This is a genomic window from Paenibacillus sp. FW101-FHT12H11, assembly GCF_058790355.1.
This window is the reverse complement of the sequence record NZ_JBYTCO010000010.1, coordinates 263,376-279,025: the sequence shown is the minus strand read 5'-3', so window position 1 is coordinate 279,025 and position 15,650 is coordinate 263,376. Positions and strand designations below refer to the sequence as shown.

General features: G+C 49.6%; 14 protein-coding genes. 13 read left to right on the top strand and 1 reads right to left on the bottom strand.

The features are described 5' to 3' along the window. The first annotated feature begins 5 nt into the window (after positions 1–5). The 4 genes from AC3WTJ_RS29445 (at position 6) to AC3WTJ_RS29430 (ending at position 8,023) form a co-directional block, all read left to right on the top strand. The gene (locus AC3WTJ_RS29445) at positions 6–1,193 is read left to right on the top strand and encodes an exonuclease SbcCD subunit D (protein WP_492524741.1); all 1,188 of its coding nucleotides are present in this window, start codon (positions 6–8) and stop codon (positions 1,191–1,193) included. Beyond that, a complete protein-coding gene (locus tag AC3WTJ_RS29440) occupies positions 1,180–4,653 on the top strand; it encodes an SbcC/MukB-like Walker B domain-containing protein (protein ID WP_492524740.1) in 3,474 nt (1,157 codons plus the stop codon). The genes AC3WTJ_RS29445 and AC3WTJ_RS29440 overlap by 14 nt, the downstream gene beginning before the upstream one ends. 198 nt (positions 4,654–4,851) lie before the next feature. Then, complete coding sequence (locus AC3WTJ_RS29435; RefSeq protein ID WP_492524739.1) at positions 4,852–5,949, top strand: chymotrypsin family serine protease; 1,098 nt, start codon at positions 4,852–4,854, stop codon at positions 5,947–5,949. 127 nt (positions 5,950–6,076) lie between these two features. Further along, positions 6,077–8,023, top strand: coding sequence for a stalk domain-containing protein (locus tag AC3WTJ_RS29430; protein ID WP_492524738.1), 1,947 nt, complete (start codon positions 6,077–6,079; stop codon positions 8,021–8,023). Between the two features lie 64 nt (positions 8,024–8,087). Here the strand turns inward: AC3WTJ_RS29430 and AC3WTJ_RS29425 are convergent, their stop codons facing one another. Next, complete coding sequence (locus tag AC3WTJ_RS29425) at positions 8,088–10,010, bottom strand: FAD-dependent oxidoreductase (RefSeq protein ID WP_492524737.1); 1,923 nt, start codon at positions 10,008–10,010, stop codon at positions 8,088–8,090. A 191-nt stretch (positions 10,011–10,201) separates the two neighbouring features. On the opposite strand from AC3WTJ_RS29425, the gene rsgA reads away from it, so the two are divergent. The 9 genes from rsgA to yqfC all read left to right on the top strand — a co-directional run bounded on the left by rsgA (position 10,202) and on the right by yqfC (position 15,639). Continuing rightward, a complete protein-coding gene (rsgA, locus tag AC3WTJ_RS29420) occupies positions 10,202–11,263 on the top strand; it encodes a ribosome small subunit-dependent GTPase A (protein ID WP_492524736.1) in 1,062 nt (353 codons plus the stop codon). Positions 11,264–11,345: 82 nt separating this feature from the next. Continuing rightward, positions 11,346–11,657: a hypothetical protein gene (locus AC3WTJ_RS29415; RefSeq protein WP_407867938.1), complete on the top strand. Its 312-nt coding sequence runs from the start codon at positions 11,346–11,348 to the stop codon at positions 11,655–11,657. Positions 11,658–11,819: 162 nt separating this feature from the next. After that, positions 11,820–12,170, top strand: a complete 351-nt coding sequence (locus AC3WTJ_RS29410; protein WP_492524735.1) for a histidine triad nucleotide-binding protein — start codon at positions 11,820–11,822, stop codon at positions 12,168–12,170. 114 nt (positions 12,171–12,284) lie between these two features. Further along, entirely contained in the window at positions 12,285–12,458 is a 174-nt protein-coding gene (rpsU, locus tag AC3WTJ_RS29405) for a 30S ribosomal protein S21 (protein ID WP_029195880.1), read from the top strand. Between the two features lie 8 nt (positions 12,459–12,466). Continuing rightward, on the top strand, positions 12,467–12,910 hold the full coding sequence (locus tag AC3WTJ_RS29400) for a GatB/YqeY domain-containing protein (RefSeq protein WP_127451853.1): 444 nt from the start codon (positions 12,467–12,469) through the stop codon (positions 12,908–12,910). 137 nt (positions 12,911–13,047) lie between these two features. After that, a complete protein-coding gene (locus AC3WTJ_RS29395) occupies positions 13,048–13,722 on the top strand; it encodes an NfeD family protein (RefSeq protein ID WP_492524734.1) in 675 nt (224 codons plus the stop codon). Between the two features lie 12 nt (positions 13,723–13,734). After that, positions 13,735–14,727, top strand: a complete 993-nt coding sequence (gene floA, locus AC3WTJ_RS29390) for a flotillin-like protein FloA (protein ID WP_157321664.1) — start codon at positions 13,735–13,737, stop codon at positions 14,725–14,727. Between the two features lie 15 nt (positions 14,728–14,742). Beyond that, positions 14,743–15,201, top strand: coding sequence for a YqfB family membrane protein (locus AC3WTJ_RS29385; RefSeq protein WP_492524733.1), 459 nt, complete (start codon positions 14,743–14,745; stop codon positions 15,199–15,201). A gap of 159 nt (positions 15,202–15,360) precedes the next feature. After that, positions 15,361–15,639, top strand: a complete 279-nt coding sequence (gene yqfC / locus AC3WTJ_RS29380; RefSeq protein WP_145656990.1) for a sporulation protein YqfC — start codon at positions 15,361–15,363, stop codon at positions 15,637–15,639. The last annotated feature ends 11 nt before the right edge of the window (positions 15,640–15,650 follow it).

The following is a 15,650-nucleotide window of genomic DNA, read 5'->3' as shown; positions in this document are numbered from 1 at the left end:
GAGGTATGCGAATTTTACACACGGGTGACTGGCATTTTGGCCGATCGTTGGAAGGACGAAGCCGTCTGGAGGAGCAGTCCGCTTTTGTAGACGAGCTGGTAGGTATCGTGCAAGACCAAGAGATTGACTTGGTCTTAATCGCCGGCGATGTGTACGACAGTGTCAATCCTCCGGCAGCTGCGGAACAGCTTTTTTATGAGAGTATGGCCCGTCTCGCCGATGGCGGCAAACGTCATGTAGCCATCATCGCAGGCAACCATGACCATCCGGATCGCGTCGCTGCAGCAGCACCGCTTGCAGGAAAACAAAACATAACATTGATCGGTTTGCCTGTGTCTGAAATCCAGTCGATAGGTATCGCTCGAACCGGGGAGCTTGCTCGTCTTATTGCGCTGCCTTATCCATCGGAATCTCGCCTGAAGGAACTTCTCTCGGATGTAGCAGAGGAGGAGGCACTGCGGAGCAAGTATTCCGAACGGGTAGGGGCGCTTATTCGTAAACAGGCTGCTTCGTTTGAACCGGGGACGGTCAATTTGATCATGAGCCACCTCTATGTGCTCGGAGGCCTCGAAACCGAATCGGAACGGCCGATTCAAGTGGGCGGCGCATATACCGTAGATACAACAGCGCTGACAGCAGGGGCGCAATATGTGGCGCTAGGTCATTTGCATCGGCCGCAGAATGTAAAAGCAGCTTCGCCTATCCGCTATTGCGGATCGCCAATTGCCTATAGCTTCTCGGAAGCCGGACAGGCCAAGTCCGTGACGGTGCTTGATCTGCAGCCTGGACAGGCGGCTGAGCCGAAGGAAATTTTTCTGACCTCTGGACGCCCGCTGGTCAGCTGGAAAGCTAAAGAGGGAATAGGGCAAGTTCACCAATGGCTGGAAGAGAAACGGGATGCTTCCGCATGGATCAACTTGGAGATCAACATGACTGAAGCCATGTCGATCGAACAAATTCAATCGCTGCGCAAAGCGTATGATGGTTTTATTCATATTCGTCCCATTTATCCGGAGATGGAGGCTGTCAGGGCAGCAGCGCCGAAGGCGGATCTGTCCATGGAGGAGCATTTCACGCGCTTCTACTCCCGGCAAACCGGAGGCGCCCAGCCAGAGCCTGAGCTGATACGGCTGTTCTTGGAGCTGCTGGAGGAAAAGGAACAACTAGGAGGACCTGAATATGCGTCCAATTGAACTGCAAATGTCCGGGCTCCAAAGCTATCGGGAACTGCAAACGATTGATTTTAACCAACTGCTAGGAGCGGGTGTGTTCGGTATTTTTGGACCGACGGGGAGCGGGAAATCATCCATTCTCGATGCCATCACGCTATCTTTGTACGGGAAAGTCGAGCGGGCTAGCGGCGGCACGCAAGCGATCATGAATCATGCAGAGCAGATGCTGTTCGTTTCTTTCACTTTTGAGCTCACGAATGCAGCGGGCACAGAACGTTATCGCGTAGAGCGGCAATTCAAGCGCGGTACGGAAATGTCCATTAACGGAACGATCGCCCGATTATTGCATTTGCAGGACAAGGAGACGATCGTACTTGCGGATAAAGCAGGTGAAGTCAATCAGAAAGTGCTGCATATTCTTGGTCTGTCTATGCAGGATTTTACGAGAGCCGTCGTGCTGCCGCAAGGAAAATTCGCCGAGTTTCTGACGTTGACAGGCAAAGATCGCAGGCAAATGCTGCAAAGGCTTTTCCATCTCGAACAATACGGCGATCAGTTGAGCGCCAAAGTAAGCTCCAAAGTGAAAGAAACGGATAGCCTGGTGAAACAGCTTGCGGCTGAACAGATAGGCTTAGGCGACGCCTCGGAGCAAGCGCTGCTAGCAGCAAATGAGCGGCTTCAAGAAGCTGAACATGAAGCGGTGAGAAGCCGTCTGCACTTGAGTGAGCAGGAAAAGTGTTACGAGGAGCACAAGCAGATTTATCATTGGCAGCAGGAACAAACCGTGCTTGAATCGGAAGCGCAAAAACTGCAGGAGCAAGAGCCGCATATACGCGAAAAAGAGCTTCTCTTGGGGCATGCAGAGAAAGCTGAAAAAGTTAAACCTTATCTGGAACAGCATGAATTAGCTGTCAAAGATGTCACAGGCGGCCAGTCGAAGCTGGAGGCTGCAAAAGTGGGCCAACAAGCATCAGAGGCAGCGTACCAGCAAGCAACGGAGCGATATGAACAAGCACAGCAAGAGCTTTCGCTGAAGGAAGGTCCTCTGTTACTGAGGTTAGACCAATTGCATCAGGCCCTGGTTATTCAGCAGGAGCTGGACCAGGTTGACCAGCAAGTGAATCTTGCCCAGCTTCAAGAGAATGAAGTGAAAACAGCGTTAGCAGCGCTGCAAATGGATCTTAAGAAGAGCAGTGAGACGAAGCAAAAAGCGATTTTAAAACAAACGGAACTAAAGGAACAACTCAAGCAAGTGGAGACTAATACGGCGACTACTCAGCTGTTACATAAAGCACTTCAGGAGAAAAAGGCGATTGAACAGCTCCAGCTGCAGAAGGAAGACGCTCAAAAGTCGTTCGAAGAGAGAGGGCGTTCGCATGCTGCAATCGAGCATAATCAATTGCAGCTAGCCGATAAACGGAAAGCAATGATGAACAAACTGCACGGATGGCTGCAGCGTTCAAGTGAAGTCAGCTCGGAGGGGCAGCAGCAAAACGCTTTATCCCATGCCTTTATTCCTGTCTTGCAAGATGAGCTGGCACAGATGAAGCAGCATTGGAAAAGGCAAGAACGTCATGCGCTTGCCGCTATTTTGGCCGGTGAGCTAACGGATGGAGAACATTGTCCAGTGTGCGGAGCAACCGAGCATCCTGCCAAGCTCATCCCATTGGCAGAACTGGCAAATGGAGAAGACATCGAGCTGCAGCTTCAACAAGGGGAAGTGCTGCTTCAACGGGTTAAGGAGCGATTATATACCCACGAGCAGCGTTTAATTCGAATGACAGCTGTTATGCAGCAAGCTGTTGAATTGGCGTCGCAACCATCACGATTACCTCTGGCTGACCACGAAGTTGGGCAAGTCTGGAAGGAAGCGGCAGCAGGTCTGGAAGGGGCTGTATCTCTCCGTGTGGCTGAGTCACATGAAGAATCTGGACTCTCCGGCTTGGAACATCGATGGATGGACATGGAAAAAGAATGGGAAGCGATAATCTCCCGTGCCAATGAATTCGAACAGTCGTTTCAAGTTTTATCCAAAGAGTATAGTGCACTAGAGCAACAAAATGTGCAAGCAGCCGCGCAGCAGCAAGCAGCTGTGAGTCTATTAACCGAGGCGGAAGCCAGACTGACAGCTGTCCAAACAACAATGAACGAACAATTGAAGCATTGGCAGGATAGATATGCTGAGCTTTCTTGGGAAGAGATTGATCAGCAGCTGGAACAACTGCTGGCCAAGGAAAGGCTGGCTGAGGAGCTTCGTGCACGCATCGAGAAAAGCGTGCCCTTCCTGGACGAGCTGGCCGCGAAGATCGATGAGCTTCAGCGTGCTGCTGCGGAGCAGGATCGGACCGCCCTGCAGCTGCACGAGCGTCTGCTGGGCCTTGCGCAGCTAGCCGCCGACAAGTCGCGGCAGCTCGCGCAGTTCGCGCAGCGCGCGCCCGGCGCGGCTGTGCCGCAGCTCATCGCGGAGGCGACCTCCACGCTGGAGCAGCTGCGCCTCGCCGCGCAGCAAACCAAGCTCGCGCACGCTGCTGCGCAGCGCGAGCAGTCCCTGGCGGCGCAGCGTTACAGCGCCGCCGCCGAAGCCGCTGCCGCCGCCGCGCGGCAGCTGGCGCAGACCGAGCGCGCGCTGCACGGCGCGCTCGCGGAGAACGGCTTCGCGTCGCGCGAAGCCGCTGAAGCTGCGGCGCTGGCACCTGAGCAGCGCCGCCAGTGGGCTCAGCTCGCGGCGGAGCACCGCGAGCGCGAGCAGGCGCTGCGCGCCCAGCTGGCGCAGCTGGCAGCGAAGCTGCAGGGCCGCGCGCTGAGCGCGGACGCGTGGGCGCAGACGCAGGCGCTGCTGAGCGCCGCGAAGGCCGCTGCGGAAGCTGCGCTGGAGGCGCGGGCCAAGGCGGCCCAAGGCGCCAGCGAGCTGGCGGCGCGGCACGCGCGGTGGTGCGAGCTCGAAGCGCAGCGCGCGGAGCAGGCGAAGCAGCTGGAGCGGCTGGGCAAGCTGCAAGCTGTGCTGAAGGCGAACGCCTTCGTGGAGTATTTGGCCGAAGAGCAGCTGATGCAGGTCAGCCGCGCTGCTTCCGAGCGGCTGGGTGAATTGACGAGGCGACGGTATGCGATTGAAGTCGACTCCGGCGGAGGGTTTGTCATCCGTGATGATGCCAATGGAGGTGTCAAACGCCCGGTCAGCACACTGTCCGGCGGCGAAACCTTCCTGACTTCGTTAGCCCTGGCGCTCGCGCTCTCTGCGCAAATTCAGCTCAAAGGCGAATATCCGTTGGAATTTTTCTTCCTTGACGAAGGCTTCGGCACTTTGGATCAGGAATTGCTGGATATGGTCATTGGCGCTTTGGAAAAACTTCATATGGACAGCTTGGCGGTTGGCGTCATTTCTCACGTGCCGGAGCTGCGAGCTCGTCTAGCCCGCAAATTAATCGTTCAACCGGCGGAGCCCTCCGGGCGCGGAAGCCGCATTGTGCTTGAGGAGCAATAACGCACGAGCCTTTACTATATGTCTTTTGTCTTTTTCACAATATGCCTTTTGTCTTTTTCACAATATGCCTTTTGTCTTTTTCACAATATGCCTTTTGCCTTTTTTAGTCTCCTTTCCTATGTGTTAGGTAAAATCATCAAGCCGATTCGTACAAGTTGGCATACACTGCTACATCTTTTACGAAGAGGAGAATGGTGAATGGCTACTTTTCATGAGGCTTTGAAACATAAGAATAGAATTTCACCTGTTTTGTTGAAGCGTGCGGAAGTTGTTGCGGTAGGTGTCGGTTATGTGGACCCAAACAAACCTGCGCTAGGTTCAGGTGTCGTCGTGTACACTCAGAAGAAAATCGTTCCCTCTAGTATGAACAGCCTCAAAGGTGCACTTGCCAAAGCGGGATCGTCAGTACCCATTCGTTTTGTTTCTGCTGGTGAATTCAAGCGGCATGCTGCAGCTCCAAAACCGAAAGCAGCGAAAATGGGCGGCTTTCAAGGCAAACATCGTCCTGTTCCAGGAGGTGTAAGCTTGGGGAAAGTAGATCCGGAATCCACAGGAACAGGCGGCCTTATCGTAACGAAGAACAATCAGCTCTATATTTTGAGTAATAACCATGTACTGGTCAAAAATAACACATCAGCGTCAGTCACAACGGTACAACCTGGCCCCGCGGACGCCGGTCAAGCGCCAGAAGATACGCTAGGAAGACTTTTTGAGTTCACCAAATTAATCCCTAACGGAGTCAACTTCCAGGATTCTGCGCTTGCAAAGCCAACTTCGAACAGCTTGCTGAATCCGAGATATTTAATCAGTGCATCGGGTCGTTTGATTACGGTGCCAGGTCATGTGAAAACTTACCCTGTCGGGTTGCAGTTAATGAAGTCAGGCCGTACAAGCGGATTTGTCAGAGGAATGATTGAAGCTAATCATGCTGACGTGCGAGTGACTTATGGAGGGTCACTTGGCGATCTGACGTTCCGTAATCAATTGGTTATTCGCGGTACTAAAGGGCCAGTTTCCCTTCCGGGCGATTCCGGATCGGTATGGCTGCGTTCGAGTGATAACTTTGCTGCAGGGCTTAATTTCGCCGGGAGTGATAATGGCATGCTTTCGATCAGTAATCCGATCGATGTCGTCATGTCCCGCTATGGGGTGCGGACCGCTGTTCCTGCGGCCAGAGGCACATTCAAAGCAGGCGTAATTAGAGGACATGTGGCTCGGGGAAGTCGTCCTCTTGTGAAGCCTCTCTCTGTAGGACAACGCAAGCGCATTCGCGCCGTGCGCGTTATTTCTAAGTGAGACGGAGCAGGAAAGGATATAAATCCTTTCCTGTTCTTTTTTTGCCTGCTAGTGCTACTTTCCGTTCATGTCTACGTATGAAGTATAGGCTTAACACTTGTCAGAAGGCTGAAGGGGGTCACTTTTATTGAAAAACATATATAAAAAAATCAGCATCATGTCGCTCGCCGTAGGCCTATTGGCTGCCAGTTTGTCTAGTTCCCCTGCGCCTGCACATGCGGACATCGTATGGGATCACTGGCAGAAAGCGGAATCGCTCGTTGCCGGCGGCAATGAGGCGGAGGCTGTCTCGCACTGGCAGTTTCTTGCAGATCACTATGGGAGCTCCGGTGAATGGGAGAATGCCGCGCTTTTTTACGGGAAATTAGCTGCGTATTTCGATGCCACCCGAGATTATGAACAAGCCATCCAGTATTACGAACTGGAAAATGAGTACTGGGTCAAAGCGGGCCGGGATTGGGGAGCCGTTAAGCTGCAGCGTGCGGATCAAATTCGGACAACTGTTGAGCTATATAGACAGGAGCGCGATCAGTCCGCTGTCCGGGAGCTAACAGTTCCATCAAACGGCAAATTGGCCAAGTTTGAACCCGCGTTCGGTACATATCTGGGGATGTATTCGGAACAGGATTCCAAAGTGGGCAACACCTTTTCGAAGACGGAATCTGTTTATGGTAAAAAACACGCAATCTATTTGGCCTATGCGCATTGGGGTCAGAACTTTCCGGCTATGTACGCGAAAAGAGCCAAGGATGCAGGCGGTGCGCTGCAGATCGCTTGGGAGCCTGATGACGGTTTGGATCCGGTAGCGGATGGAGCATATCTGCGGAAATGGGCGCAGGATGCGAAAGCCGCGGGTATTCCGATCTTTTTACGTTTTGCGGGCGAAATGAATGGCGCTTGGGTCAAATGGCACGGGAACCCCGCTCAATATATTGCAAAATTCCGCATGCTGCATGATGTATTTGCGGCTGAAGCGCCGAATGTGGCGATGGTATGGAGCCCTGGGGACGTTCCTGCGAATGATATCGATCCGTATTATCCGGGTGACGACTATGTTGACTGGGTTGGCGTCAGTTTATATATTGAGCCTTATGAAAACGGAGACCCGTCACTGCCTTCTATGTTAGCTACAAGCAATGTGGAGAGACTGACAAGGCTATACAACACGTATTCCGACCGCAAGCCGTTAATGCTCAGCGAAACGGGAGTTCCGCACTATCAGTATGCGGCTGGAGAAGATTTCACGGAATGGGCGAAGCTGAATTTGCAGCGGCTTTATGAAATTATGCCTTACAAATATCCGAGGCTAAAAGCCATTACTTACTTTAATGTGAATCAAGGAATGAATAACGCCAAAAATGATTACTCCCTGTCCAGCTCATCAGATATCCAAAATTACTACTCCAAACTGATTGCCAATCCCTATTTACTCTCGAAAGTGAGCGATTCCGTTCAGCCGGCGGATGGGGTTGGGTATGTACCGGTCGATGCGGACCATCCGTCATTTACGAAAAAAACCAAATTCGTCCCTTTTATTAAAATACCCGAGGTTTACATTGGGAAAGTCGAGTACATCCTCAACGGACGAGTCATTGCTGCTCAGACTGAACTGCCCTATGGATTGGAATTGCGTGCTGGAGAGGTTCCCAAAGGTTCTGTTCTTCAAATCCGTGTGTTGAACAAAGCAGGCAAGCAAATCTCCCTACGTACTTTTGGCATATCATCTCAGGTTTCTGTCGAAATTGATGGAAAAGATCAAGTTTTCGAACAGGCTCCGGCCATCGTTAATGGATCTACACTCACACCACTTCGCGCCATTTTTGAAGCCATGGGAGCGAAAGTGGAGTACGAAGCAGCGACAAGAACGGTGAACGCCAAAAAAGGAAACACAACTGTACGCTTAACGCTTGATCAGAAAACGGTATATGTGAACGGTAAAGCCGTTCAGCTTGAAGAGCCCGCGCGGCTCGTAAATGGCTATACGCTGGCTCCAGCCAGATTCGTGGGAGAAACATTTGGCGGCAAAGTGGCTTGGGATGGCGGCAGCCGGACGGTCACCATTTCAACAAAATAGCGCCAGGCAAAAAAAAAGGCTCCAGCCTTGACTTAACGTCAGTGCTGGAGCCTTTTTCATCGATTTATACGCTTTGAAGAGCTTGCTCTACTTCTTGAACAACCGCTAAGGCAGCCGTGCGTGCGCTTGAGAATGCACGTTCTGCGAGTTCTCCTTTGCCCGTACAACCGTCTCCGCAGAAGTAGAAAGGCACATTTTCCACACGAATAGGGAGGAGATGGTTCGTCGAAATGTTTTTGACGCTGGATACCATCGCTTTCTTGGACACCCTTTTCACCGCGGTGAAATCGCGCCAGCCCGGATAATGCTTATCGAACAAAGCTTCCATCTGCGTATTTTTATTCTCGAGATAGGATTTGCGTTGTTCGTCGCTTTCGAATTGATCGCTCAAGTAGGCGATACCCTGCAGCAGCTGTCCGCCTTCCGGCACTAACGTGTGATCCGTTGCGGAAACATCGCTGATAAAAAGTTTGTTGTCCATGTCGCTAATATAACTGAACGGTCTTGCAACCACTTTGCTAAGTCCCACGTCGTATACCATAACTTCAGTCGCCGTGTTGGACTCATATGGCGCCAAGAATGGCTCCCAAGCTGTTCCTTTCAACAATTTGACGACTTGCTGTACCGGCATTGCGAAAATCACTTTATCAAAAGCTTCTTCCCGGTTTTTCGTTTGAAGAACGAATTTCCGGTCTGCGTAACGCAGGCTTTCCACGCCTTCTTGAATGGCGATTTCCCATCTGCCTGATGTTGTGAGCTTTTGCTTAAGTTGGTTGGTGATGACGGCCCAGCTTCCAAGGATATAGTTAACCGGTTTGGAAGAAAGGAACAGGTTATGATAGTACTCGCTGATCACCGCGCCGGATACATTGCGCGCATCTTCAGGAGTGATGAAGAAGTTGGAGCAAACGAGATGCTCCCACAGCTCTTTGACATCCTCGTCCGCATTGGATTCAGCCAAATAATCAGCTAAAGTAGCATAATTTTTCAGATTATGAATATTTGCAATAATGGCGGCTATTTCCCCGACGAATCGAACTTTCTGCGCTGTGCTAAGCAAATCCGTTTTGAGAAGGTTGATGGCATCTAGCGGAGCGGTAGTCAATTGATTATGCTTCGCATAAACGACCTTCCGTTTATCGACTTGCTTGGAGGAGAAAGACAATCCGAGTTCCCTCTCCATGTTCGTAATGGTATGACGATCTATTCCGTAAATGGCGTGCGCGCCATAGTTAAGTGTGAAACCTGCTTTTTCATAAGTAAATGCACGGCCGCCAAGCTGCGGACTGCGCTCAAAAAGGATCCCTTCAATATGCGGATTCTCCGATAAATAAGCGGCCGCGGTTAATCCGGCTAAGCCTCCACCAATAATAGCTACTTTCATTTTGTGTTCCTCCTTGGGGACTGGTTCTAGCTGCAGTGGTGCGTTAGGCTCACTTACACGAATGCCTACCCACATCCAAGCTAAGTTGTTTTTCATCATATCGACTAAATCAGAATGCTCCTGGTTGCACCAAGTGCGAATCGTACCGTTATACATGCACACGAGCAGTTCTACTTTTTTCGGTTCAGGCAGCCAATGCAGCAAGCTCTCAGAGAGTACATGTAACTGACGCTGTTCCTCCGTTTTTACGGTTTCATTTTGTAAGGATAAGGCTTGTAAACTGCGGATGAGAAGTGGTGAAACGCGAATATTAGACGCCAAGTCTAAAAATAAGCGATTGATATGCCCTTCAAGCGACTGCACCTTGGAAGGAGTCATTTTCACCCATTCCTGAATCAGTTGGATTTGTTTGCTGTAAAGATCAGCGATGATGGCGTCTTTACTTTTGAAATAATGGTAAAAAGTACCTTTGGACGTTCCGGTTGCTGCAATAATGTCGTCAACAGACGCGTTCTCGTAGCCTTTTTCCATAAACATCGATAAGGCGACGTCCATCATGACATCACGCTTTTTGCGGGTGGTTGCCCTCATGAATTGGCTCATCCGCTCACTCCATTCCAACTATCGATTTATTCCTATTATATGCAAAATTAGACCGATAGTCTACAAGCGAATTGACCGATGTATAAATTCTTTATCAGGAAAAAACAATCTAAATGATTGTTTACCGTGTGATGGTGATATCCGTAGTCTATACTTCTTGTTAGAACCACATGAGAGGATGAATTTTACACTTGACCAAAGAAGAATTAGGCTGGAATTTATTTTTTGAAAAAGCATTCGAACCTTATCTGGAAGAAGGATATCAAGCTGGACGTGTATCCTTGGAACATAAACATATGTACCGCGTTCAAACGGAATCCGGTGAAGCACTCGCAGAGGTTTCAGGGAAGATGCGGCATCTTGCCGTTCGTCGCGAAGACTACCCCGCTGTAGGCGATTGGGTTGTTGTCTCTGTGCGTGAAGAGGAACAACGAGCAACCATCCATGCTGTTCTGCCGCGCAAGAGTAAGTTTTCCCGGAAAGTTGCCGGTCAAGTCACGGAAGAGCAAATAGTCGCTACTAACGTAGATACTGTATTTCTGGTAACTGCGTTAAATCTGGATTTTAATGTGCGGCGTATAGAACGGTATTTAGTGCTCGCATGGGAAAGCGGGGCTAATCCCGTAATTGTCCTTAGCAAAGCGGACTTATGCGAAGATCCGGAGGCGCTTGCGGCGGAGGTAGCGGCAGTTGCGGTAGGCGTACCTATTCATATCATCAGCTCTGCCGAAAACAGAGGACTTGAAGAATTGGCTGCTTATGTAACACCGGGTCAAACAGTTGCGCTGCTCGGATCTTCAGGTGTGGGCAAATCTACCTTAGTGAACCGCATTTATGGCAAAGAAATTTTAGAAACGGGAGATATCCGTGAAGGCGATGACAAAGGGAAGCATACGACGACTCACCGAGAACTGATTACGCTGCCTGGAGGAGGTATCCTCGTCGACACGCCCGGCATGCGCGAACTGCAGCTATGGGATGCGTCCGAGGGTCTAAGCACTTCCTTCCAAGACATTGAAGAGCTGGCAGAGCAATGCTATTTCCAGGATTGCAGACATGAGAATGAACCCAAATGTGCTGTAAAAGGCGCATTGGAGGATGGCACACTTCCACAAGAACGGTTTTCCAACTATGTAAAATTGCAGAAGGAGCTCGCTTATTTGGCGCGCAAAGAAGATAAAGGGCTTCAAGCTGCCGAGAAAGCGAAATGGAAGAAGATCCATCAGTCTTTGAAAAGCCAGATCAATCGCTAAGTTGTTTGCAAATTATTCATGTGTGCAAAGTAGCCTTTTGCCTATAGCTGAATATGCTGTAGAAAAAAGGAGGCATGAGCCCATGAAACATCCTGAAATTCATGAGATTTGCAAAAAACATATGTACCGTTATGTCAGTGTAACGATGACGAACGGTGCCGTTTATGATGGCATTGTCGAAAATGTGGATGACGACAATTTATACTTAGCTGTGCCAATCGGTGGTATGGATCATGAACAAATGAGAGCATTCCTGCCCTACGGCGGTTATCCGTTTCCGTTTTATGGCTACCCGTACCCTGGTTACGGATATGGTTTTGGACGCCGGAGATTTGCAAGGCAAGTACTGCCATTAGCGGGTTTACTAGCTTTATCATTACTTCCTTATTATTAATAGAAATCCAATTTTTATTGAGAAATCTCGCCTTGCAGCTGCGGGGTTTCTTTTTTTTGCTATTGTTCCTTGTAATAGGACGGAATGGGTTGGATTTTTTCACGTGTTTCCGATAAAATTAAACGTATAGATGTTAAAGAAATTGGAGGGACTAGCCCATTTATGAGTGATTGTATTTTTTGCAAAATTGTTGCGGGGGAACTGCCCTCGAAAAAGGTGTTTGAGAATGAGGAAATTCTAGCATTTCATGACATTCAACCAGCCGCCCCGATCCATGTGCTTATTATTCCTAAGAAACACATCGCCTCACTGGCGGACGCGCAAGCGGAAGATTGGTCTACTATTGGGCAAATGCAAGCAGCTGCGGCGCAAGTTGCTAGAGAACTAGACGTTGAAGAGTCAGGTTATCGTGTCACTACAAATGTGGGTGCAAATGCGGGACAGATTGTTCACCATATCCATTATCACTTGATGGGCGGGGCGCGTTTAGCTCCTTTAGGCGTACATAATTAGGGTTAACTTTAGGGAAACCTAACTATTCGATTGACACCCTAATTACTATCACCTATAATGAGATTTGATGAACCGTTTGATCCTAGATGGTCTGTTCGGAGGGAGGGAAATCTGTTGTCAGAAACTCGAGTTCGTAAGAACGAAACTATAGATGCTGCACTTCGTCGCTTTAAGCGTTCCATCGCTAAGGATGGCATTCTAGCAGAAGTTAAGAAACGTAAACATTATGACAAGCCTAGCGTTAAGCGTAAGCTTAAATCTGAGGCTGCTCGCAAGAGAAAGTTCTAGGAGGCAATATGAGCTTAAGCGATCGATTGAACGAAGATATGAAGCAAGCGATGAAGAGTCAGGACAAGTTCAAACTCTCTGTAATTCGAATGGTTAGATCAACAATTAAGAATTCTGAGATTGATCTGAAAAGATCCTTAGATGACAATGAAGTGCTTGACGTACTAACTCGTGAAATCAAGCAGCGTAAGGATTCCCTCCAAGAATTTACGAAGGCCGGCAGAGATGATTTGGCCGAGAACCTGCAGGCAGAACTTGTCATTCTAGCTGAGTACATGCCGCAACAGCTTTCTGAGGAAGAAGTGAAAGCCATTGTACAGCAGACCATCCAGCAAATTGGTGCTTCTTCCAAAGCGGATATGGGCAAAGTGATGACGGCATTGATGCCACAGGTTAAAGGACGCGCTGATGGTAAGCTTATCAATCAGTTGGTCCAACAATTATTGGGATAATACTTAATTATGTTTGAATGACAAGACCGAGCGGATACAATATCCTCTCGGTCTTTTTATTTTCCGGCAAAACGAAACAGTTTATTGGGTAAGACGTACATATTAATGATAAGGAACAATCAGGAAAGGAGTGGAAGATGATGTTTGCAGAAAACTTATCGGCCTTTCTGACCCATCCCGTTACTGCGACCGTGTTATTGATGGTCGGTATTATTGGAATTGCTTTAGAGCTTCTTTTCTTCAGCAGCGGTTTACTTGCATTAGCAGGGGTAGCTGGTTTTGCGCTTTATTTTCTCGGGTTTTACTTGGCGGGGTTTGCCGGGTTCGGCGACTTGGCCGTGTTTGGAATTGGCTTAGTGCTTCTTATCTTGGAACTGGTCCTTCCCAGTTTCGGGATTCTGAGTGTGCTGGGTGCCATATGCCTTTTTGGCGGGGTGCTGCTCGCTTCTTCGAACCCTATGGATGCCGCGGTTATGCTGGGAATCGCGTTATTGGTTGCCATCGTTGTCATTGCCTTTGCCATTAAAACTTTTAAACACCGCGGGGTGTGGAATCGTTTTATTTTGAAGGAGCAGCTGACAACGGACAAGGGCTTTACGTCCAGTCCGGACAGAACGCATTTAATAGGGCTTACAGGGCAAGCGGTAACGCCACTTAGGCCGGCTGGCACAGCGATCATTCAGGGAGAACGCGTAGATGTCGTGACGGACGGGAGCTTTATTTCGAATGCCAAGGAAATTATCGTTGTAGACGTTGAAGGAGCCCGTGTTGTTGTGCGAGAGATTGAAAATAACCATGCAAATCATCTTTAGGAGGTAAAATGAATGAATATTGAACCAGGGTTATATTTGGTACTGCTTGCAGCTATCATCATTATTGCGCTTTCGATACTGCTCAGTGTTGTTCCGGTCATGTTGTGGATTTCAGCCCTAGCATCAGGAGTGCGGATTAGCATTATTACTTTAATTGCCATGAGACTGCGCCGTGTTACACCAAGCAGAATCGTGAACCCGATGATTAAAGCGACCAAAGCCGGCCTTGATTTAAGCATTAATCAGTTGGAGAGCCACTTCCTTGCCGGCGGTAATGTCGACAGAGTTGTTAACGCTCTGATTGCTGCCCACAGGGCCAAAATCCATTTGGAATTTGAACGTGCGGCAGCAATCGACTTGGCGGGCCGCGATGTGCTGCAAGCCGTACAGATGAGTGTCAATCCGCGTGTCATTGAAACTCCGAACGTTTCAGCAGTTGCCAAGAACGGGATTGAAGTCAAGGTTATTGCCAGAGTAACGGTACGCGCGAATATCGAACGTTTAGTCGGCGGCGCCGGGGAAGAAACCATCATTGCGCGTGTCGGCGAGGGGATTGTTACCACGGTTGGTTCCAGCGATTCACATAAAGATGTTCTTGAGAATCCGGATCTGATTTCCCGCACGGTTCTTGGCAAAGGATTGGATGCCGGTACGGCTTTTGAAATTCTGTCTATCGATATTGCGGACGTTGATGTCGGGAAAAACATCGGTGCACATCTGCAAACGGAACAAGCCGAAGCTGACAAGCGTATCGCCCAAGCGAAAGCCGAGGAAAGACGGGCCATGGCGGTTGCGGCTGAACAGGAGATGAAAGCCAAGGTCGTAGAGATGCGTGCGAAAGTAGTTGAATCGGAATCGCAGGTGCCTCTTGCGATGTCAGAAGCACTGCGCAGCGGCAAACTCGGGGTCATGGACTATATGAATCTCAAAAATATTGATGCAGACACCCAAATGCGTTCAACGCTCGGTAAAATTAACGACGGGAAGAGCGAGAAAGACTCCTAGGCATGAGGTGATTGCGTGGAACAGCTCATTGTATTTTTATTTAAACATTGGTATTTGGTTATTATTGCGATTACTTTTTTGTATCAACTTCAGAACAAAGGGCGCCGAGCGAGTCAAAAAGGGCAGCGAATGGGCATGCCGACATTTGGGGAGTCCCCTGGCCAAGCTCAGAGGCGTCCTGAGGCCGGGGAGCTGGAGCGGAAGGCTAATGCTCCATCCCAGCCTTCTGGAGGCTTACGAGACGAACTCCGTCGTCCTAGCACGTCTCAACATGCAACGTCTAATCCAAAGGCGAAAGTTTCTCCTTTCAGTTCCCCTAAGCAGGCGGAAATAGGCGGCTCGTCCGTTTATGCCGGTGATCTTACAGCACCAGCTCCATTTCCAGAGTCACCTAACCAAGATCAGCTTCTGCAAGGTGTAGTGTGGGCCGAAATTCTGGGCCCTCCACGGTCAAAAAAGCCTTATCGCAGATAGCAGCCAAAGCAACAGGCACCTCTCTCGATCAATCGGGAAAGGTGCTTTTTGTTTTCCAGTTTTTTCACATAAATCCCGGGCAAACCGCATAATTTGGTAGAAAGCTATGCGACTTTTCTGTCGTTATGATCTTCCAGTCAGAGGGGGGAGTGCCCAGCTATGCGTCGCTTGAGCCGCAAATGGAACCAGTTCACGGCCAAAATTCTGGATCTTCCCCAGGATGTGGTGCAGGACTTGCCGCGAATCACGATGATCGGCAACGTGCAGCTTTATGTGGAGAATCACCGGGGCGTACTCCATTTTTCCAGTGAAAACTTAAAGCTTGAGTTAACGAAAGGGACGCTAGAAGTGTTCGGTAAAAACTTGGTCATTCGAGCGATTCTCTCGGAGGAAGTTTTTATTGAAGGCTTGATCGATGATGTCAGATATATACCATAGATGAAAGACCG